This window comes from Veillonella sp. CHU594, from assembly GCF_003992265.1.
Taxonomy (GTDB): domain Bacteria; phylum Bacillota; class Negativicutes; order Veillonellales; family Veillonellaceae; genus F0422.
In genome coordinates this window covers 21,259-42,787 of record NZ_RQVB01000008.1, presented here as the reverse complement: position 1 = coordinate 42,787, position 21,529 = coordinate 21,259, and the positions used below count along the sequence as shown (strand labels likewise).

At 40.3% G+C, this 21,529-nt stretch carries 20 protein-coding genes and 3 tRNA genes; 18 read left to right on the top strand and 5 right to left on the bottom strand.

The window, feature by feature from the left end; translation table 11 throughout:
• Window positions 1-151: 151 nt before the first annotated feature.
• A complete protein-coding gene (locus EO111_RS06200) occupies window positions 152-931 on the top strand; it encodes a hypothetical protein (protein ID WP_127011026.1) in 780 nt (259 codons plus the stop codon).
• Between the two features lie 156 nt (window positions 932-1,087).
• Here EO111_RS06200 and EO111_RS06195 read toward each other — a convergent pair whose 3' ends face one another.
• On the bottom strand, window positions 1,088-1,900 hold the full coding sequence (locus tag EO111_RS06195) for a transglycosylase domain-containing protein (protein ID WP_009353221.1): 813 nt from the start codon (window positions 1,898-1,900) through the stop codon (window positions 1,088-1,090).
• 366 nt (window positions 1,901-2,266) lie between these two features.
• Between EO111_RS06195 and EO111_RS06190 the strand changes: the two genes are divergently transcribed.
• Together EO111_RS06190 and argH are read left to right on the top strand one after the other, a co-directional pair.
• Window positions 2,267-3,481, top strand: coding sequence for an argininosuccinate synthase (locus tag EO111_RS06190; RefSeq protein ID WP_009353173.1), 1,215 nt, complete (start codon window positions 2,267-2,269; stop codon window positions 3,479-3,481).
• Window positions 3,481-4,902, top strand: a complete 1,422-nt coding sequence (gene argH / locus EO111_RS06185) for an argininosuccinate lyase (protein WP_127011025.1) — start codon at window positions 3,481-3,483, stop codon at window positions 4,900-4,902. The genes EO111_RS06190 and argH overlap by 1 nt, the downstream gene beginning before the upstream one ends.
• Window positions 4,903-5,060: 158 nt before the next feature.
• Here the strand turns inward: argH and EO111_RS06180 are convergent, their stop codons facing one another.
• On the bottom strand, window positions 5,061-6,119 hold the full coding sequence (locus tag EO111_RS06180) for a TIGR00341 family protein (RefSeq protein WP_127011024.1): 1,059 nt from the start codon (window positions 6,117-6,119) through the stop codon (window positions 5,061-5,063).
• Between the two features lie 365 nt (window positions 6,120-6,484).
• Between EO111_RS06180 and EO111_RS06175 the strand changes: the two genes are divergently transcribed.
• Entirely contained in the window at window positions 6,485-6,682 is a 198-nt protein-coding gene (locus EO111_RS06175) for a hypothetical protein (RefSeq protein ID WP_062403614.1), read from the top strand.
• Window positions 6,683-7,127: 445 nt separating this feature from the next.
• Here EO111_RS06175 and EO111_RS06170 read toward each other — a convergent pair whose 3' ends face one another.
• Window positions 7,128-8,138 carry a YeiH family protein gene (locus EO111_RS06170; protein WP_127011023.1) on the bottom strand — a complete coding sequence of 337 codons (1,011 nt, stop codon included), beginning with the start codon at window positions 8,136-8,138 and terminating at the stop codon, window positions 7,128-7,130.
• 336 nt (window positions 8,139-8,474) lie between these two features.
• Between EO111_RS06170 and EO111_RS06165 the strand changes: the two genes are divergently transcribed.
• The 4 genes from EO111_RS06165 to EO111_RS06150 all read left to right on the top strand — a co-directional run bounded on the left by EO111_RS06165 (window position 8,475) and on the right by EO111_RS06150 (window position 12,086).
• Complete coding sequence (locus tag EO111_RS06165) at window positions 8,475-9,230, top strand: exodeoxyribonuclease III (RefSeq protein WP_126937749.1); 756 nt, start codon at window positions 8,475-8,477, stop codon at window positions 9,228-9,230.
• A 21-nt stretch (window positions 9,231-9,251) separates the two neighbouring features.
• On the top strand, window positions 9,252-9,917 hold the full coding sequence (locus EO111_RS06160) for an ATP-binding cassette domain-containing protein (protein ID WP_127011022.1): 666 nt from the start codon (window positions 9,252-9,254) through the stop codon (window positions 9,915-9,917).
• On the top strand, window positions 9,904-10,677 hold the full coding sequence (gene fetB, locus EO111_RS06155) for an iron export ABC transporter permease subunit FetB (protein ID WP_127011021.1): 774 nt from the start codon (window positions 9,904-9,906) through the stop codon (window positions 10,675-10,677). The genes EO111_RS06160 and fetB overlap by 14 nt, the downstream gene beginning before the upstream one ends.
• A 152-nt stretch (window positions 10,678-10,829) precedes the next feature.
• Window positions 10,830-12,086, top strand: a complete 1,257-nt coding sequence (locus tag EO111_RS06150; RefSeq protein ID WP_127011020.1) for a Glu/Leu/Phe/Val dehydrogenase — start codon at window positions 10,830-10,832, stop codon at window positions 12,084-12,086.
• Between the two features lie 244 nt (window positions 12,087-12,330).
• On the opposite strand, the gene pyrE is transcribed toward EO111_RS06150, so the two are convergent.
• On the bottom strand, window positions 12,331-12,918 hold the full coding sequence (pyrE, locus tag EO111_RS06145) for an orotate phosphoribosyltransferase (protein WP_126939506.1): 588 nt from the start codon (window positions 12,916-12,918) through the stop codon (window positions 12,331-12,333).
• 2 nt (window positions 12,919-12,920) lie between these two features.
• Window positions 12,921-13,634 (bottom strand): orotidine-5'-phosphate decarboxylase, encoded by a 714-nt coding sequence (pyrF, locus tag EO111_RS06140; protein ID WP_009353169.1) that lies wholly within the window; start codon window positions 13,632-13,634, stop codon window positions 12,921-12,923.
• A gap of 143 nt (window positions 13,635-13,777) precedes the next feature.
• Here pyrF and EO111_RS06135 point away from each other — a divergent pair, with 143 nt between their 5' ends.
• The 10 genes from EO111_RS06135 to EO111_RS06095 all read left to right on the top strand — a co-directional run bounded on the left by EO111_RS06135 (window position 13,778) and on the right by EO111_RS06095 (window position 21,502).
• Window positions 13,778-14,047 (top strand): ACT domain-containing protein, encoded by a 270-nt coding sequence (locus EO111_RS06135; protein WP_009353203.1) that lies wholly within the window; start codon window positions 13,778-13,780, stop codon window positions 14,045-14,047.
• Between the two features lie 12 nt (window positions 14,048-14,059).
• Window positions 14,060-15,418, top strand: a complete 1,359-nt coding sequence (locus tag EO111_RS06130; RefSeq protein WP_009353184.1) for a PFL family protein — start codon at window positions 14,060-14,062, stop codon at window positions 15,416-15,418.
• A gap of 35 nt (window positions 15,419-15,453) precedes the next feature.
• A complete protein-coding gene (locus EO111_RS06125) occupies window positions 15,454-16,410 on the top strand; it encodes a 2-hydroxyacid dehydrogenase (RefSeq protein WP_009353153.1) in 957 nt (318 codons plus the stop codon).
• 151 nt (window positions 16,411-16,561) lie between these two features.
• Window positions 16,562-17,635 (top strand): iron-containing alcohol dehydrogenase family protein, encoded by a 1,074-nt coding sequence (locus EO111_RS06120; RefSeq protein ID WP_127011019.1) that lies wholly within the window; start codon window positions 16,562-16,564, stop codon window positions 17,633-17,635.
• 340 nt (window positions 17,636-17,975) lie between these two features.
• Window positions 17,976-19,178, top strand: coding sequence for a P1 family peptidase (locus EO111_RS06115; protein WP_127011018.1), 1,203 nt, complete (start codon window positions 17,976-17,978; stop codon window positions 19,176-19,178).
• 59 nt (window positions 19,179-19,237) lie between these two features.
• A tRNA-Asn gene (locus tag EO111_RS06110) sits at window positions 19,238-19,313 on the top strand.
• Window positions 19,314-19,318: 5 nt separating this feature from the next.
• Window positions 19,319-19,393, top strand: a tRNA-Glu gene (locus tag EO111_RS06105).
• 3 nt (window positions 19,394-19,396) lie between these two features.
• Window positions 19,397-19,472, top strand: a tRNA-Val gene (locus tag EO111_RS06100).
• A 653-nt stretch (window positions 19,473-20,125) separates the two neighbouring features.
• Window positions 20,126-20,218 (top strand): putative holin-like toxin, encoded by a 93-nt coding sequence (locus EO111_RS08405; RefSeq protein ID WP_240629366.1) that lies wholly within the window; start codon window positions 20,126-20,128, stop codon window positions 20,216-20,218.
• A 342-nt stretch (window positions 20,219-20,560) separates the two neighbouring features.
• Window positions 20,561-21,502: an RluA family pseudouridine synthase gene (locus tag EO111_RS06095; protein ID WP_240642259.1), complete on the top strand. Its 942-nt coding sequence runs from the start codon at window positions 20,561-20,563 to the stop codon at window positions 21,500-21,502.
• Window positions 21,503-21,529: the final 27 nt, after the last annotated feature.

Below are 21,529 nucleotides of genomic sequence, written 5' to 3'. Positions count from 1 at the left end.
CAGTATTCTCATAGACTTTCAATAAAAAATATAGTAAATATTGTATACATACGTCTTTTTGAGAGAATATAGTTAAAATATTCATATAAGGTTCATCTAGTTAGTGTATATATAAAGAAATAATTATTCCTATATCATAAGGAGACAGACTATGAAAAGAAAGATATTTGGCGCTCTATTCATGGCCGCTTGTTTACCGATGGCGTTACAGGCAGCAGATGTTACGGTGGTGAAAGAAACACCGATTGCTGTAGGTGAACGTATCTCTATAACAGCATCGCCAGAAACCAATCGCATCATCCGCGAAGAAACGATGAAATCTAGACAAGATAAAAAACAAATCGTAGCACCAACGGCAAAAGCGTTTACAGATCGTTTGCAAGTAACAGTCAAACCAGAGACAGTGAGAGAAAATCATATGGATTTGACATACCCACGAGTGCAATCTATAAGCCCTTACGTGACGAAAGCAATAAATAAGACGATTACAGATTATGTAGAAAAGCTTCGTAAGCAAGTCCACAAGATGAATGAAAAAGCAGTAGATGGAGAAAAACAAAATCTGTATATGAGTTATGATGTCAAAGCAGATGGGAATGGTATTTTTTCTGTCACTATCACATCCTATACAATAGAAGACAATGCGTCTCATGGGGTAAATGTGGAAAAGGGATTTACTTTTAATACCACCACAGGCCGGACGTTGTCTTTAAGTGATTTTGGTGGGCTTCCACAAGAGAAGATTACAGCAGGAATACAACAACTACCGAAAGATGGTAAAAAATCTATCTATGCAGATGCCACAGTAGGCAAGCCAAATAGTTTCTTTGCCCGTGAAAATCATGAGATTGTGTTGATTTACGACCAAGGGACTATTGCCCCTATGTCTAGTGGTAGCATTTATGTGCCAGTAGGAAACTTAGGGAAATAAGTTAAAAATCATAAGCCCACTCTGCAACTGTTAAGTAGTCATGCCTAGTGGTATCAAATATAGAAAGTATATGTACAGCTAGAGATTGTAAAAAATAAGTAGGAAATGAAATAGAGGAAAGTTGATAGGTTTTGTTCAACTTTCCTCTATTTTTATTTAGTGATTCTCTTGTTTCTTCGGAGCGTCAAGTCTCTTATAATAGGCTTTATCGATATCTGCATAGGAGATAATCCCTTGTTGTGCCATTAAGGTTAATACTGTCCGTTGTCGTTGTTTTGTAGCATCTATGTTGCTTACTGGGTTAAAGTAGGACGGCGCTTGTGGAATGCCTGCCAGCACAGCAGCTTGACTTAAGTTAAGGTCCTTTGGTTCTGTCTTAAAGTATCCTTCAGAGGCTGCTTTAATACCATAGTAATCGGTACCATAATAAATGGTGTTCAAATACATGGTGATGATTTCATCTTTGCTGTAATAATGCTCCATCAAATAGGCAAGAAATACTTCTTCCACCTTACGAGACATGATACGCTTGGAGGATAAGAATAAATTTTTTACTAATTGTTGGGTAATGGTACTGCCACCTTCTACGGTTTGCCCAGCTATGGTATTCGTATATAAGGCGCGACCAATGCTAAAAAAATCTACCGCTCCATGCTCATAAAAACGTTTATCTTCCGTAGCCACTAAAGCTTGTTTTACTATAGGGCTAATGTCTTCGCTGCGAACGCGATGCTCTAGTGGCACCCGTTTATCCATGGCCTCCTCTACAGCTTCTTTAAAATGAAAGAGACGTTTGATGCGGTCGATTCTGGAAAGTTGATCTTCCCCTTGTTCAATGGTTTGTTCTTTTATCGTATGCGCTACATGTTGCGTAGTCGTTTTAGCATCCTCTGGGGTATACCCAGCGAACCAATATAAACCACCAGCAGCAATGGCAAGCACAAGAATGAGTTTAAAAAGTGTTTTCATGGGTTCATCATATCACATCTAGGGGGTATCAACAATAGGATGGATAGAATCTTATAGTAAAATGGTTTGTGCTTGTTATATACACATAAGATATTTGTAATGTAACAGAGTAGTGATGACGTTGAGATTGTTAGAGTTATAGTATTTTTAGTAAAAAACAATAGACATTATGATTTAGCCCTTAGCAATTATGAAATGATAGGTTATAGGGAATGGCTATGGAATAGCAACATATAGATTAAAAATGTATATAAAAGAATTTTTATAAAAAATACTTGCATTATTATGCAAGTGGTTGTATAATACGTTCATAAGATAGAAACAGGTACTGCATAGCAGTCATTTACACAAAGAAAGAGGTTTATTATGAGCAACATTAACAAAGTAGTATTAGCCTACTCCGGCGGTTTAGACACATCTGTTATTATTCCTTGGTTAAAAGAAAACTATGGCGCAGAAGTCATTGCAGTATGCGTAAACTTAGGCCAACCAGAAGATTATGACGCAGTAGAGAAAAAAGCTATCAAATCTGGTGCTACAAAAGCATACATTATTGATGCGCAAGAAGAATTTGTATCTGACTACATTTGGCCAGTGGTCAAAGCAGGTGCTGTATACGAAGGCAAATACCTATTAGGTACTTCTTTTGCAAGACCATTGATTGCTAAAAAATTAGTAGAAATTGCCGCACAGGAAGGTGCTGATGCCATTGCTCATGGTGCGACAGGTAAAGGGAATGACCAAGTTCGTTTTGAATTGACTATTAAAGCACTTTCACCAAATACAAAAATCATTGCACCATGGCGTGAATGGGAATTGAAATCTCGGGAAGATTGCATGGAATATGCAGCGAAACACGATATTCCAGTAGTGGCTACTAAAAAACACCCATACTCCATGGACCAAAACGTATGGCATTTATCCCATGAAGGTGGCGATTTAGAAGATCCTAAGAATGCACCTAAAAATGATGTATATTTAGTTAGCAAATCTCCAGAAGAAGCTCCAGATGTACCAACTATGGTGACCATCGACTTCAAAGAAGGTGTTCCAGTGGCAGTGAATGGTCAAGCCATGTCTCCACTTACCATCTTACAAACTTTAAATGAAATCGGCGCAGCTAATGGTATCGGCATCGTGGATATTGTAGAAAATCGGTTAGTAGGCATGAAATCTCGTGGTGTCTATGAAAATCCTGGTGGAGCTATCATCATGTATGCCCATAGAGAATTAGAATATCTTTGCCTAGACAGAGCCACATACCATTATAAAGAGTTGGTGGCAAACAAATACGGAGAACTTGTGTATGATGGCATGTGGTTTGCTCCATTGATGAGCGCTTTACAAGCTTTCGTGGATAGCACACAACAAACAGTAACCGGTCAAGTTACATTGAAATTGTACAAAGGTAATATTATCAGCGCAGGATCTACATCTCCATATTCCTTGTATAACCAAGAATTTGTAACATTTGAAGAAGATGATGTATATAACCAAGCTGATGCAGAAGGGTTCATCAATTTATTCGGATTGCCTTTGACAATTAATGCATTAATGAAAGAGAAAGCAGGTTTAAAATAATGGCGAAACTTTGGGGCGGACGGTTTACCAAAGGGACGGATAAGGCAGTAGAGGACTTCACGTCCTCTATTTCCTTTGATTCCCGCATGTATAAAGAAGATGTGGCAGGCAGTATTGCCCATGCCACAATGCTAGCAGCGCAACACATCATTTCTCAGGAAGATAAAAATGCCATCGTAGCAGGCTTACAGGCTATTGAAAAGCAGATCGATGCAGGAGATTTCGAGTTTTCTGTGGCATTAGAAGACATCCATATGAATATAGAAAAACGCTTAACCGATACCATCGGTGAAGCGGGAGGACGCCTGCATACAGGGCGTAGCCGTAATGACCAAGTAGCAGTGGATTTGCATATGTATATTCGTAAAGCTGTGGTACACATGGGTGAGGAACTTGTGAATTTGCAACAAGCTTTCTTAGAAGTGGCAGAGAAGTATAAAGAGGTGATTATCCCTGGATATACCCATTTACAACGGGCGCAACCGGTGTTATTTAGTCACCACATGATGGCGTACTTCTCCATGATCAGTCGTGACTTTGATAATTTACTGTTAATCTTTAAACATGCTAATGTGATGCCATTAGGGGCAGGGGCTTTGGCAGGTACGACCTATCCTATCGATCAAAATATGACGAAGGAATTGTTGCATTTCGATGCCATCTATGAAAATAGTATGGATGCTGTCAGCGACCGTGACTATGTATTAGAGTTCCTCAGCTTTGGGGCAAAAGTGATGATGCATTTAAGTCGGTTAAGCGAAGAATTAATCCTATGGTCTAGCACAGAGTTTGGGTTCATCGAATTAGACGATGCCCATTGCACTGGTTCCAGCATTATGCCACAAAAGAAAAATCCAGACGTATGTGAACTCGTACGTGGTAAAACAGGTCGTATCTACGGTCATTTGATGGGACTTCTTACAACCATGAAAGGCCTGCCAATGACGTACAACAAGGATATGCAAGAAGATAAAGAAGGCGTTTTCGATACGATCGATACCTTGCATTTTGCTATCTCTATTACAGCTGACATGTTACGCCATATGAAAGTTAATGGAGACCATACAAAAGCAGTGTTGGACGATGATTTCTCCAATGCTACGGATATGGCGGACTACTTGGCGAAAAAAGGGGTACCGTTCCGTGAAGCTCATGCCATTGTAGGGGCAGCGGTACAACATTGCATTGAAAAAGGTTGTGTGTTGTTAGATTTGTCAGTGGAAGATTTCAAAGCTATTTCACACCACTTTGAAGCAGATATCTTGGATGCCATTACCATCGAAGCTTGCGTAGCAGGTCGTAGTAACTACAGCGGTACAGCGCCAGAGTGCGTAGCACGTCAAATGCAGATTGGACAAACAATCGTGGCAGAAGAAGTGGCACAAATCCAACAATGGAAAGAAAAAATTCATTTACAATAAATAGGTTTGTAGCAATATTCATATTGTATTCTCTTATTCGTATAAAAGTGGCATCTGTAAATGGTATATGGGGCGATTCTGGTTTAGCAAGACTATCGCAACTATGAAAAAAAGCAACGGCAAATCCGTTGCTTTTTTTTGAGATAAGTTCAATATCATTAATCCTTATCTTCTTCATTTTCTTTTAGAAGATCTTTTTGTGAATTTTTTTCAGAGAGTTTTTGATCGATATACTTATTAATATTTTCATAAAATTCTTTGGTCGTTTCACTATCCAATTTTGTCGAATTATGAATTTGATTCACTTGATTGACTTTTAAATGAACAGATTGAATACCGTAAGAGGCTTGTTTTTGGCGGAGCGTTTCTAATTGTTCTTCTGAAAGCGGATTGCCAACAATCGTCAAGACCAATTCATTTTTGCTTGACTTGTAGACTTGACTAATGACCGTATGATTGGTGAACTCTTTTCCTACAAACTGCTTGATTCCTTCTTTTCGTGCCTGATCCATCGTTAGCGTGACTGCTGAATAGGTGGCAGGAAGAATTAATAATACAATCAAGGATATCAACCCAATTCTCATTTTAATATTTAGTTCTTTAAATGAGCGTAAGGGCGATTTTCTCATCAAAATTCTTGTTCCAACAATATTGGTTAGCATGATAAAGACACAGTTAATTAAGAAAAGATAGAGAGCGCCATATATAAATTGTACATTTCCATTAGCTAAACCATAGCCTGCAGTACAGATAGGTGGCATCAGAGCTGTTGCAATGGCTACTCCTGGCACGATATTGTTCGCTTCTTTTTTTCTTGAACCAATGACACCTGCTATCCCACCTGCAATAGCAATGAGAACATCCCAAATGGTTGGAGAGGTTCGAGCAATCAACTCGCTACTTGCATAAGATATGGGAGAAATCCAGAAATACAGAGCTGAGACAAGCAAACTGACCACTACTTGAGTCAATAAAACATTTAGAGATTGTTTGATCAAACGGGTATCAAAAATAGCTAAGCCGAATCCCAGTCCAACAATCGGTGTCATAAGAGGGGAAATCAGCATGGCTCCAATAATAACAGCTGTTGAATTCATATTTAAACCTATAGAGGCAATAAAAATCGCGCACATCAAAATTACTGTATCGCTTAATCGAACATGAAGATCATCATATAATTTATCACGGTATTCACGTGCTGAATAGTTTCCTGTCATTGGTTACTCCTTTTATTTCATATAATCTTGTTTCCGCATGGGTGGTGGTAGAGCCTTCTGTCTAATCTTCTGTGTTTTAATTCTTACCGGTTATTCTATTGAAAGTTATCCATTACGTATCGCTCAGCCTAGCCTTAACATTATACCAAAATTTTATAGTATTTCTTTAAAGAAATTTATTAATTTAACAGATAGAAAAAGTAAGAAATTTTGCTTCATTTTCCAACAAAGATTTGCCACTGTCACCTAAAATATTGGGAAAGTAAATATCGAAAATATATAATAAAATGTAAGCGAATTCAAACAAAACGGTAATTTAGTGAATGCTGATTGCCGTTTTTCCATATGTTTAAGGAGGTAACAATATGCTTAAGGCAAAAATTTTTTATATATTTTTATTTTTGATCGTTGTCGAAACTATAGGCTTGTTGTTGTTGAAAAGAGGTCTAGAAATGGGCTATTTTGGCACAGAAGCTATTATCCTCGCAGTTTTTTCATTTGCTTTTTACAACCTATGTTCATTCGGTTGGGTCTACTTTACAATAAAAAACAATAAAAAATAAATAGAACAAATTGGAGGCTAACACCTCCGATTTTTTTGTATGCAGACCCCGAATTTTCGTTTTTTCATGCAAAAATAGCGTATTTTCGGTGCTGAGATGATGATCCTGGAGCTTTTTCAGATACTTTTGTGATGTATCTATCACTTGAAACGCCTACAGCGCCAAGGACTTTGGGCACTTTTTAGATACTTTCCTAAAGGAGTACATTTTTCCGAAAAAGTACAATTTTTCGGAAAGTTGTATGTTGTACCAAAATTGTCTCTACCACAACATATAGAAAAATAAGTGAAATGGATAGGGAATATCCCTTTTTATTTTGCTTTAAATCAGATTTTTGGATGGAATAGTAGATGATAAGACAAAATATCTTTGAACATACAAAAAGACAAACGCCAAAAATGACGTCTGTCTACGTTCTGAGGTAGCCTTTAGGCTCCCTTTTTTCTTAGAAAATACCGATGAGTAATTGCATGCCAAGACTAGTCAGGATGATAGCAATCCAGCAAAGGGCTCCAAGAAAAATGGATTTTCCACTGGATTTGATCATAGCAATGAGGTTGGTTTTGAGACCAATAGCACTCATAGCTATGATGATGAGGAATTTGGAGAGTTGTTTGAGAGGTGAAAAGAAGCTATTGCTGACACCGAAAGATGTGAGAAGAGTAGTTAGCAGAGAACCTAGGATAAAGTAGAGAATGAAAACGGGGAAGATTTTTTTAAGCTTTACTCCTTGGTTGTTTCCTTGTTGACGGCTTTGCCAATAGGAGAGGAAGAGAGTAATAGGGATAATAGCTAGAGTACGGGTCAGTTTGACAATAGTGGCAGACTCGAGAGTATTGCTTTGGTAAAGACTATCCCAAGCGCTAGCTGCGGCTGTTACAGAGGACGTATCGTTGACTGCAGTACCCGCAAAGAGAGCAAAACCTTCGTTGGAAAGATGGAGCCAAGAACCTAGAGTTGGAAAGATAAGAGCTGCCAAGACATTGAAGAAAAAGATAACAGAAATGGATTGGGCCACTTCTTTTTCCTTGGCGTGAATAACAGGAGCAGTCGCTGCAATGGCAGAACCGCCACAGATAGAAGAGCCTACACCAACCAGGATAGCTAGCTTTCTATCAAGGTTAAAAAATCGTTGGAAAAAGAAAGCTATAATCAGAGCAATTGAAATAGTTGAGAGGATGACAGGAAGGGAAGATTTTCCAACCTCGAAAACTTGAGAGATATTGAGTCCAAATCCCAGTAAGATAACAGCGTACTGAAGCAATTTTTTTGAGCTATAAGTCAAGCCGGCATCTAGTTGTTTATAGGAAGTGAGAAAGGGATGGAGAATCATTCCGATAAAAATGGCGAAAACAGGTGCTCCCACAACAGGCAGAAAGTCTCCTAAAACCCAAGAGATGATAGAAATGATCAGACAGGCTAACAGTCCTGCCCAATTTTTTGATAGAAATGACATAAAAACCTCCGAAAATAAATATACCTTATTATAACCTTATTTATCAGAAAAATAAAATCGAAAATAGAAAGTAGGAATAAAGTAGTAAATTAAAGGAATTTTGCGGTCAGAGAGCTTTTTGTAATATAATAGATAGATCAATTCATCATAAAAAAATGACCAATTTTTGACCTAAATTTATGGGTTAAATTTTTTGGGGCAAATAATATGGATTATACGGACAAAATCTATTGATTTTAAATAATAAATACCTATAAAAAACTAAATAATACATAATAAGAGTTTGTGATATAATTGATATATATTTTTGTTACTAAATACTATGAGGTACTAACAATGAAATTAATCTCTTGGAATGTCAATGGCTTGCGTGCAGCTATGACAAAAGGATTTATGGATGCATTCGATGCATTAGATGCAGATATGTTCTGCTTACAAGAAACAAAATTACAACCAGAGCAAATTGAAATGGTCTTGCCGAATCATGAACAATATTGGAATAGTGCAGTGAAAAAAGGCTATAGCGGTACGGCTATTTTCACAAAAGAAAAGCCAATTTCCGTAGTGAATGGCATTGGTATTGAAGAACATGACCAAGAAGGCCGTGTGATTACTGCAGAGTACGAAAAATTTTATTTGGTGACTTGCTATACACCGAATAGCCAACGTGAATTGGCTCGCTTGGAGTACCGTATGGAATGGGAAGTGGCATTCCGTGAGTATTTACTAGCATTAGATGCGAAAAAGCCAGTCATCCTTTGTGGTGACCTTAACGTAGCGCACCAAGAAATCGACTTGAAAAACCCGAAAACTAACCGTAAGAATGCTGGTTTCAGTGATGAAGAACGTGAAAAAATGACAGAACTACTAGCGGCTGGATTTACAGATACATTCCGCTATTTATACCCTGATGCTGTAGATGCGTACAGCTGGTGGTCCTACATGGGGAAAGCTCGTGAACGGAACGTAGGATGGAGAATTGACTACTTCCTTGTATCGAATAGCATTGCTGATAAGATCCAAGAGGCGAAAATCCATGCAGATATCTTTGGATCTGACCATTGTCCAGTAGAACTAGTGATCGATTTATAATTCCGATAATGAGTGAGTATTATGTCAGTATTACGTTTTAAACATATCTCTTTGGCGATTCATGGTCGTCCGATTTTGCAAGATATTTCTTTTGAGGTTCAACAAGGAGAAAGCATCACCATCATAGGTCCATCGGGGAGTGGTAAAAGTACAATTCTGAAATTGGCTAGCTCCTTGGTATCTCCTACGGGGGGAACTATTTATTTTCAAGGACAACCGGTGGATCAATATGCTCCTACAGAATATCGCCAACGAGTAGCCTATTGTTTCCAACAACCCTATTTGTTTGGGCAAACGGTGCGAGGGAATCTAGCCTTTCCTTTTACTATGAGAGGTCGTTCTGTTGACGAAACAAGAATCAAAGACCTATTCGAGTTGTTTCATATGGATCTACAGTTGTTAGAGAAGTCGAATACAGAGTTATCCGGTGGTGAAATGCAACGAATTTGCTTGATTCGTAGTTTGCTGTTTGCTCCTGACGTGTTGCTATTAGATGAGGTGACATCTGCCTTGGATACAGAAAATACGGAGTGGGTAGAACAAGGTCTTATGCAGTTGCATAAAGAAGGCTTAACCTTGTTACAGGTGACCCATAATCTAGACCAAAGTGTTCGTATGGGGCAACGTCGTATCACTGTGAAAGATGGACATATTGCAGATTGTGAGGTGCTACATGGGGAGCTTTAATGCCTTATCGAATGAATCCTTGTTGATGGCAACAGGACTCATCGTCATGGCTGTCATCGTGTCCTATCAACAGCGGTTGCGATTGGAACTAGAAATATTGCACAGCGCTTTGCGAGCGGTCGTACAACTTGTGGTAGTAGGCTATCTATTGCATTTCATTTTTGGTGCGGACAATCCTTTGTTTACTAGCGGCGTATTATTGGTGATGCTGATCAGTGCTGCGATCAATGGAGGTAAACGGGGACCTGGCATCAAACGTGCCTCATGGATTGCAGGTGTCAGCATCGGCATTGGTGCTGTCTTTACGTTAGCAGTATTATTGAGTGCTAACGTCTTATCCTTTACGCCGTATCAAATGATTCCTGTAGCAGGTATGGTTATATCAGGGGCGATGGCGGCAGTAGGATTGTGTTTCGGCCAAATTACAACGAACTTTAAGAGTCGCCAACATGAGATTCAGATTAAGCTAGCCTTGGGTGCTACGCCTATGCAGGCCTGTAAAGCTATTTTGCGAGGAGCCCTTATAGTTAGCTTACAACCGACCATCGATATTGCGAAAACATTGGGTATTGTGTCCTTGCCGGGGATGATGACAGGCTTAATCTTGGCAGGCATGAGCCCTATAGAGGCCATCAAATACCAGATTATCGTTATTTTTATGACCTTTTCAACTGTATCCATTGCCATTGCTATAGCAGGATACTTGAGTTGTCGACAATTTTTCAATGCAAAAGAACAGCTGATTCTATCTGACTCATGATAGAATCAGCTTCTTTTTTACAATAGTGTTTTTAAAGTTTTAACTTACCTATAAAATAAGTAGGATTTTTTGAAAATTTATAGTCATAAGGAATGAGTTGTGTTACTATTAGGATATACACATTCTATTTATATGTAAAACGAGGTGGTATTATGGCAAATTACAACCCTTATGAAAATATGCTGCAAACATTAGACTTAGCAGCGGACACATTGGGCATTCCACGCAATGACTATGAAGTGTTGCGTCACCCTGAACGTGAAATGAACGTGGCTATTCCAGTACAAATGGATGATGGACATGTGGAAGTATTTACTGGCTACCGCTGCCAACATAGCTCCGTTCTTGGCGCATCTAAAGGTGGTCTTCGCTTTCATCCAGATGCAGATGAAAATGAAGTGCGCGCTTTAGGTGCGTGGATGACCATCAAAAATGCCATTGCTCATTTACCATATGGTGGTGGCAAAGGCGGCATCAAGGTAGATCCGAAAAAACTAAGTGCAAGAGAGTTGGAACGTTTAACACGTGGTTTCGTTCGTAAAATTGCTCCTATCATTGGAGTAGAACGAGATGTGCCAGCTCCTGATGTGAACACAAATCCGCAAATCATGTCTTGGATTGTCGATGAGTACAGTGCGTTAACTGGTCAATGGACACCAGGGATCGTAACAGGTAAACCATTAGCCATCGGTGGTTCTTTAGGTCGTAATGAAGCAACAGGTCGTGGCTGTATGTTTACATTACTTTCCTACTTGGAAAAACAAGGTAAATCTATTAAAGATTTGACGATTGCTGTACAAGGTTTTGGTAATGTAGGATCTGTTGGTGCTTTATTGATGCATCGTGAAGGTGCTAAAATCGTTGCCATCGGTGATGTACATGGATCTCTGTACAATGCAAACGGCATCGATGTAGAAAAAGCTTACGAATATGCAAATTCTCATGGCCGTTCTTTAGAAGGCTACGAAGAGCCAGGTATGACACGAATCCCTAATCCAGATTTATTGTTATTGGACGTAGACGTGCTATACTTAGCGGCCTTAGAAAACCAAGTGAACGAAGCCAATATGAAAGATGTAAAAGCGAAATTAATCTTGGAAGGTGCTAACGGACCATTAACGAAAGATGCAGACTTATACTTCTTTGAAAAAGGTATTCCTGTATTGCCAGATGTATTAGCGAATGGTGGTGGCGTGGTGGTATCCTATTATGAATGGGTACAAAATAAAGCTGGCTTCTACTGGTCTGAGGAAGAAGTAAACGAAAAATTAGCGAAGAATATGAAGAAAAGCTTTGAAGAAGTATGGGCTATGCAAGAAGAATTTAAAGTATACCCAAGGCTGGCTGCGTACATGGTGGCATTGCGTCGTTTAGTAGAAGCATTAAAAATTAAAGGATATAACGGTTAATATATCTGCCCTATCTGCTCATCTTAGATGATGTAATACTTACTAGAGAGCTAGATGTTGTTATCATAACTAGATAGTCAGATGGAAACATAGATTGTAACGGTATATGAGAAAAGGAACTATACAAGATCGAATGATCTTTGCATAGTTCCTTTTTTGTGCTTTGTATAGGTTTTACTAAAGAAGAAAGGTCCTCCGTCTATTTTACAATAGACGGGGACCTATTTAGGTATATATAAGAGTTTTATTTAATATGTTTACTACCACGTTCTGTCATCGGTGTGCCATTTTGGCAAAGTGGGCATGCATCAGCTTCAAATGTTGGTACTGTTAAGTTCAACAAGGCTTGTACTTTTTCTTTTGGCACACCAAAGTCTGCTTTACCACCGCTGCGGTTTACAAGAAGGCCTACGCCAACGATTTCACCGCCAGCTTCGTTTACAACATCTACTACTTCACGAACGGATCCGCCTGTGGTTACGATGTCTTCTACGATAAGAACACGTTGTCCTTTTTCAATGCGGAAACCACGACGCAATGTCATTTTACCTTTTTCTCGTTCTGTAAAGATAGCACGAGTGCCTAAGGCTTTACCTACTTCGTGAGCCAATAAGATGCCACCAGTCATAGGTCCGATCACAAGCTCTACATTTTGATCTTCAAAACGACGAGCTAACTCTTGGCATAATTGTTCTGTATATTTTGGATGAGATAAGACGTTAAATTTTTCTACATACATAGGGCTGTGAAGGCCAGATGTTAGCAAGAAATGTCCTTCTAAAATAGCTTGTGTGTCGATCAATAATTGTTTTACATTCTCTTCTGTCATCATTTTTAAACTGTCTCCATTTCCTCAACAATTAAACGAACTGCTTCTTGTGGATTTTCTGCTTGTGTAATTGGTCGTCCTACCACAATGCGAGAGGCCCCATCTTGTAAAGCGCTACTAGGGGTAGCAATACGTTTTTGGTCGTTAGTAGCGGCAAACGATGGACGGATACCTGGTGTGACGATTAAGAAATCTTCTCCGCAGGCTTCACGAATTAGTTTCGCTTCTAATGGGGAAGCCACAACGCCATCTACACCAGCCTCTTTAGCTAGTTTAGCTAGTTTTACTACATGGTCTGAAATTGGTAAAGAACCACCAATAGCGGACCAGTTTTCATCATCAAAGCTGGTTAGCGCTGTAATCGCCAATAGTTTAGGACGCTCAATGCCTAGTTCAGCAGCTTGTTCTTTGGCGGCGTTCATAGCCGCTTCCATCATCACTTTGCCACCTTGACTGTGGATAGTGATTAATTTTGCTCCCAAACGAGTTAATGATTTAATACCATGGGCTACCGTATTTGGAATATCATGTAACTTCAAGTCAAGAAATACGGATTTATTGTGGTCCCGTAAAAATGCTACAGTTTGTTCACCTGCTGCATAAAATAATTCCATACCAACTTTATAATAGCTGACGGAATCGCCTAAGGATGTTACGATGGATTTCATCTCCTCTAGTGAGGACACATCTAAGGCTACAATTAAACGATCATCTGCCATAGGAACCTCCTTGTTTCACAAATCGTACTATTATTTCATAGTTTATAGTGAAAGTCAAGAACTTTATATATTCGTTGAAATTTAAATGACTATAATTTATAATGAAACTACAATTGGATACGTATTTGATAGGAGATGAAACTATGAAATTAGTTGTGACAGTGGTAGGGCAAGACAGAGTAGGTATTATTGCGGGAGTGACTCGTGTGTTAGCGGACAATGAAGTAAATGTAGTATCCATTAACCAAACTATTTTGGATGGTATCTTTAATATGATCATGATGTGTGAGGTCAGTGACTCCGCTGATTTAAGTGGTATCCAAAAAGCTTTAGCAGCAGAAGGAGAACGATTAGGGGTTCAAATTTTAGCGCAAAATGCAGCCATCTTTTTAAGCATGCATCGTGTGGGATAAGCGAGGGTACCTATGTTAAGTATTGAAAATATTTTAGAAACGAATCGGATGATTCAAGATAATAAGTTAGATGTGCGGACCATCACGATGGGGATTAGCCTATTAGGATGTATCTCGGAAGATGGGGAGCGCATGTGCACTCGTATTTACGACCATATTACGAAGGAAGCAGAATATTTAGTGAAAACAGGGGAAGATTTAGAGCGTGAACTAGGAGTACCTATCATTAATAAACGTATTTCTGTGACACCAATTTCTTTAATTGGTGGTGCCTCCAACTTACCCAACTATGTGTCCATCGCTCGTGCCTTAGATCAAGCAGCAAAAGCAGTAGGTGTAAATTTCATTGGCGGGTTCTCTGCCTTAGTATCGAAAGGGTATACAGAGGGAGATCGCAAGCTCATAGCTTCCATTCCTGAAGCGTTAGCGACAACAGATATCGTGTGTAGCTCCGTAGGTATCGGTTCTACAAAGGCAGGCATCAATATGGATGCAGTGGCTGACATGGGGCACATTGTGAAAGAAACAGCCCGTCTCACAGCCGATAGAGATGCTTTGGGTTGTGCGAAGCTAGTGATTTTCTGCAATCCTGTAGAAGATAATCCGTTCATGGCAGGGGCTTTCCATGGGGTCACAGAAGGTCAGACAACAATTAGTGTTGGCGTCAGTGGTCCCGGAGTAGTAAAACATGCTTTGGAATCTGTAAAAGGTGAACCATTTGATGTAGTAGCGGAAACGATTAAACGGACAGCTTTCAAAATTACTCGTGTGGGACAATTAGTAGCACAAGAGGCATCACGTAGATTGAATAAACAATTTGGTATTATTGATATTTCTTTAGCACCCACACCTGCCGTAGGGGACTCTGTAGCACATGTGCTAGAAGAAATGGGGTTAGAAGCGTGCGGTACCCATGGTACTACGGCAGCTTTGGCCTTGTTGAACGATGCTGTGAAAAAAGGTGGCCTTATGGCATCTTCTCACGTAGGTGGATTAAGTGGTGCTTTCATTCCTGTCAGTGAAGATAAGGGCATGATTGATGCGGTTACATTAGGCAGTTTGTCCTTAGATAAATTAGAAGCTATGACTTGTGTTTGCTCTGTGGGACTAGATATGATTGCTGTCCCTGGGGATACGTCGGCAGCCACTATCTCAGCTATCATTGCAGACGAGGCAGCTATCGGTATGATTAATAATAAAACTACCGCGGTACGACTCATTCCTGTACCAAATAAGACCGTAGGAGATATTGTAGAGTTTGGTGGACTCTTGGGATATGCACCGATTATAAAAGTGCATCCATTTAGTTCGGAAGAGTTCATTCGCCGTGGTGGTCGTATTCCGGCGCCGGTACGTAGTTTGACTAACTAATACCTGTATACTAAGTATGAAAGTGAGGTTATCTCATGAAACAAATTGTTGTGATGGAACCATTAGGAGTATCCGAAACATTGTTACAATCCCTAGCGGAGCCTTTCAAGGCAGAAGGCTATGAACTAGTCGTATACGGCACAAAGGAAACCAATCAAATAAAATTATTGGACCGTGTTCGTCAGGCGTCTATCATTATCTTGGCGAATCAACCTTTGTCAGGTGAGATCATTCGCCAATGTCCAAAGTTGGAGTTTATTTCAGTGGCTTTCACAGGAGTAGACCATATTGATTTGGAGGCATGTCATGAAAAAGGTATCATTGTGAGCAATGCGGCAGGCTATTCCACACAAGCCGTTACAGAATTGGTGTTTGGATTAGCCATTTCCGTACTTCGTAATGTATTGCCTTGCGATGGTCGCACACGGACAGGCGGTACCAAAGATGGACTACCTGGATTTGAATTGTATGGAAAAACCTTTGGTATCGTGGGAACAGGCGCAATCGGTAGTGCGGTGGCACGCATTGCAAAAGCCTTTGGCTGCAAGGTCATCGCCTATAACCGTTCAGAAAAACCGGAACTAGTGGCAGAAGGGATTACTTTTACAGACCTAGACACAGTGGTACAAGAAGCAGATATTCTATCCTTACATGTACCATTAACAGAAGAGACACGCCATGTAATCGATGCGAAACGCATTGATATGATGAAAGATACAGCCGTGTTAATCAATACGGCGCGTGGACCTGTGGTGGATAACGAAGCTTTGGCGAAAGCCTTGCATGCCGGTAAATTACGTGGCGCAGGCATCGATGTATTTGAAGTAGAACCGCCAATCCCAACAGACCATCCATTATGCGATGCACCTCGTACAGTATTAACACCACACATTGCCTTTGCGAGCCAAGAAGCATTTGTTACACGGGCTCATATCGTGATGGATAATATTGTGGCATTCCTAAAAGGGGAGCCTGTGAATCGGGTGTGCTGAGATATTCATAGAAATCACATATAACCATAGCACTATATATACACATCTCCTATAGTGATTGCAATTTCCTTTCAATCGTCCTATAATACTTTGTATTACGTTTTAACATACAATGGTACGCCCTAAATGGACTCATAGAAAGGATGATTGGATGAGACCTGTACATACATTACCAAGCTATAGCTTTGGAGGACACGAAATTTTTGACACCATAGGAGAGTATACGAAACAGTTAGGCAAGAAAACTGTTATTATCGGTGGAGATACATCGTTATCTGTGGCATTACCTTTCTTGCAACCAGCCCTAGAAACAGCTGGAGTTGAAGTACTAGAGGTGGTACATTTTGGCGGTGAATGCGCCTATGCAGTAACGAATGAATTAGCGAAAAAGGAATCTTTGCAGGCAGCGGATTTCCTTATCGGTCTGGGCGGCGGTAAGGCCCTAGATACCACAAAATTAACAAGTATTGCATTAGGGGATATTCCTGTCATCACAGTGCCTACTATTGCCGCTACTTGTGCGGCTACATCGGAGGCGATTGCCATTTATACTTTGGACCATACCTTTGATAGCGTAGCCTTCCTAAAACGTCCTGCAGTGCATACATTTATTGATGCAGACATTTTGGTGAAAGCCCCAAGTCAATATTTCTGGGCAGGTATGGGTGATACCATAGCGAAGCATTATGAAACGCATATGGCTACACGTGGTCGTGACTTGTCTTATAACGTACAAGTAGGCTTGTCGTTATCCAAGATGTGTGCAGAACCAATTTTCGCACATGGTCGTGAAGCTCTTACTGCTAATGAGCAAGGGGAACGCAATCGTCTTTTTGATGAATTGGTGATGGCCGTTGTACTGACCACAGGTATTGTATCTGGTTGCATGCCAGGAGATTTCAATAGTACCATTGCTCATGCTGTGTGTTATGGTTGCGCCGAAGACCCTCATACGGAAGAACACCACCTTCACGGTGAAATGGTAGCCTATGGCTTATTAGTGTTGTTTGCAGCAGACAAGCAAGATGAGGAGTTAAGTCGCTGGTTACCTGTGTATCGTCAAATTGGATGGCCTACGAAACTTTCAGATATGGGATTAACAAAAGAACATATCCCAATGATCGTGAAAAAAGCATCCTCCGTTCGTGATGTGGTCATCAGCCCTTATGTAGTAACAGAAGAATTGCTTACAGAAGCCATTTTGAAAGTAGAAGCGCACAACTAATCTATGCGAACATAGTTCGTATAGTACTGATCAACAGGTATCTCTAGTAGAAAGAGGTACCTGTTTGTGCTATGATGGGGGTATGTTTAGGATATACATTGGAATGGTATGGCATATGTTAGGAACTTGAGTCAGATTTTGGTGCCTATGAAATACTGGTGGTAGATATACAGGTGATGCCTGTTAGTAGAAAGGTTTAAATTCCATGGGATTGATATCTAATGTAGGTAAATTGAAAAGCAGTCTAACAAGCAAATCTAATGAAATTACAATTCAAAGTAGACAGTTTGTACACATTTAGGATACTCAGTGCAAAAAAACGAGAAGAAAGGAGCAGTAAATGACGATGGAACGCATAACATGGAATGAAATAGATTTTGTAAAGGTAGGAAATGCTACAGATGCTGTAGGTAAAACGGGTTTGACCGTATTGCGCTTTCCTCAGGCGGCTCAAGGGGGGCTGCACATCAGTGGTGGTGGTCCTGCGGCCCGTGAAAGCGGTGTCCTCGATCCGACGACAGCGCCAACTCCAGTGAATGCCTTGGTCCTAGGCGGAGGATCCGCCTTTGGGCTATGTGCCAGCGATGGGGTGATGCAATCTTTAGAAGCACGGAATATTGGATTTCCCACAGCTTATGGGGTGGTTCCAATTGTTTGCCAAAGTGATATTTACGATTTATCCTATGGCAATCCAAAATCACGCCCTACGGTAGAGATGGCCCGTGATGCTTGTGAAAGGACTTTCACAAGCACAGAACCTATGTCTGGCAATGTGGGGGCTGGTACAGGAGCTACCGTAGGTAAGGTATGTGGCATGGAACGGGCTATGAAGGGTGGCATTGGTTATGCGGCGGCGAAACTAGGGAACCTCGTAGTGGGCGCCGTCGTGGTGGTGAATGCCTTCGGCAATGTGTATGATCGTCATGGACATGCCTTAAGGGGCGTCATGGACGAAGGGCGCCAGAACATATTGGATGCTTGTCAGTTGATGTTTGACCAATATGAGGGACGTAGTGAAAGTAAACCTCTATTAGGTAAATTTGTGAAATCTAAGATGAGGAACGAAACTTTACAGGATGGTAACTCCCCGTGTGAAGCGGGCCTAGGTATGGAAAAAGGAAATACTACCATCGGTGCTATCGTGACGAATGCAGCCTTTCATAAAGGTGAACTAACCAAGATTGCTATGATAGCTACTAATGGCTATGCACGGTCCATTCGACCTGTAGGAACTCTGTCTGATGGAGACACTATCTATGCGTTCTCAGTGGATACTGAAAGCATGAGAGGCCGTAGCGGTACACATTGTCCTAGTACAGCAGTTGATGCAGAAGATGGAAATGGTGTTGCCCATTGTGAACATTCTGTTGTCAGCGAAAGCCTGTGTGGTACAAGTAAGCCTATAGTGGCTGATGTGAATGTGGTAGGCACTTTGGCTGCGGAGTTAATGTGCGAAGCCATCGAAGATGCTATGCAATCTAGCAAGATAGATAATTCCGAGTTTTTAGCAAATACAATTGATTTACACGAAGTGAAAATTTAAAATATATAAAAAATGCTTGCATTTTATATGAAAGTGCTATATAATAACTCTTGTATTATTCCTCGATAGCTCAGCAGGTAGAGCAATCGGCTGTTAACCGATCGGTCGTAGGTTCGAGTCCTACTCGAGGAGCCATACAAGGCCCGTTGGTCAAGCGGTTAAGACACCGCCCTTTCACGGCGGTATCGGGGGTTCGATTCCCCCACGGGTCACCATATGGACGATTAGCTCAGCTGGGAGAGCGCCTGCCTTACAAGCAGGATGTCGGCAGTTCGATCCTGTCATCGTCCACCATAGCTAAGAACCATCCGGAAGGGTGGTTCTTTTTTTATGTCGTTACTTATGATGCTATGTAGCCTGTGGCGTTTTTTACTTAATGGTCAAAAGGGAAGAGCACGGTATACCCCTCTCAAACGGCATTTCATGATGTTTGCTCGGGGCACACCGTGCTCTTCTTGCGTTTGTGAGAGTTAGGTAGTAAGGGAACGCCACAAGGTTACTACGCCTAACTGCGTTCCTCAGGGGGAGGTTGTTTTGGACTACGTTGTGATTTTCTGCGTGTAGGATATTGGTATGAATGCCATAAGGTGTAACTGTATTATAGTATTGTTTCAATGAAAGTATTACAAGGTTATGTATGGTCATAAGTTGGGGAGTTGGTGTATATTTTAGGTAATATAATTAGAGAAAAAATCTAGGAGGGATAGCTATGAGTAGATTTGTACAGTCAGATAAAGAGGCAGAAAAAGCATTTCGGAAGATGGTGAAGGATAGTATTCTATTGATGCTAGCATCGTTATAATAAAAAGCTGTAACACAATGTACTATTGGGTTACAGCTTTTAAATTCATTTATTCGAAAATAATACACATTATGACAAACATATGTTATACTGTTAATGAAGAGTAAAACGTGGTTTAGGTTCATCTCCGAAAGGGGGTGATGCTATGTCAGTATTTGAAATACTTTCCCTAGGGATTAATTTCTTAATGCTCATAGTAGCGATTATCACCTTATATGTAATGCTACAGCGTAAGTAGTGTTCTTATAAAAGAAACCGTGCCTAATGTAAAGAGAAGTATCTCATCACGTTAGGCACAAAAATCAATTTTTTGATGAGCCTAACGCGCCACACGTTTTGCTCTTCTTTATATATAGGATAGCATACTTTGCCAAAAAGGTAAATGTAATCGTCTTTATATAAGGTTAAATATGATAAAATATAGGTAGAATAGCAGAGGAAAATGTAGTATAAAGTGGGAAACCGTGAAAAAGTTTTTTTGTTATATTTTGACCAAAGTATGGATAGACCCAATAAGGTCTAAAAGATACGTATTGGAAGATGACTTAGGCACCAATAACTAAGATGAAATGGAAAATCTATGAAAGATAAACGAACGTTAACATATACAATTGAAAATACGATAGCACCGACGTTAGGGGAATGGCTAGGTATTCATCAATTTCCTCGGAAAACGATGAAAGAACTCTTCGGGGCCAAGGCTGTTCGATTAGATGGACAACTGTGTACGGCGAAATCTGAACTTTCAAAGGGGATGGTATTAGAAATTATCCCTTTAAAAGAACGCATCGACCACGACCCAATAGAAATGCCCTTAACGATAGCCTATGAAGATGAAGATATTCTTATTGTAGATAAAGCATCGGGAATCACGATGAATTCGAAAGGACAAGTATCTTTAGCGAATGGGGTAGCCTACTATTTTAAAACACATAAGATTTACAGAAAAGTACGATTCTTAAATCGATTGGATCGTGATACATCGGGTTTGGTGGTAGTAGCTAAGCATGGCTTGGCACAACACTTTTACCAAATGCAGATGGATGATAATCGCTTGGAAAAATGGTACCGAGCGACGGTACAAGGGCGATTGGCACAACAGCATGAGGTACTAGAATTACCTATCCGCAAAAGTGCAGATGGCATCCATCAAGAGGTACACCCAGAGGGTGTGATGACAAAAACGGAATATGAAGTACTACACTATGATGCGGCACAAGATACAACAGATGTGCGTATTCGCTTGTGGACGGGCAAGACCCACCAAATTCGAGTGACCATGGCACATATAGGACATCCACTAGTATATGATCCGTTGTATGCTGATGAGGGCGTGTTGGAATCCAGACAGAGTGTATGGGGGATAGATGATGCACAATGTCATAAAGGCTTACAACAAGAGGTAACAAATACAGCAAACGGACAGATAGAAGACATAGGCAAGACGTTTGCTCTCAGGGCTTATCGTTTAGTGTGCTATCAGATGCGAACAGGTGAGCAAATCGTAATAGAAGTACAATAGCCGTATATTGTTATAGCTGTAGTTACT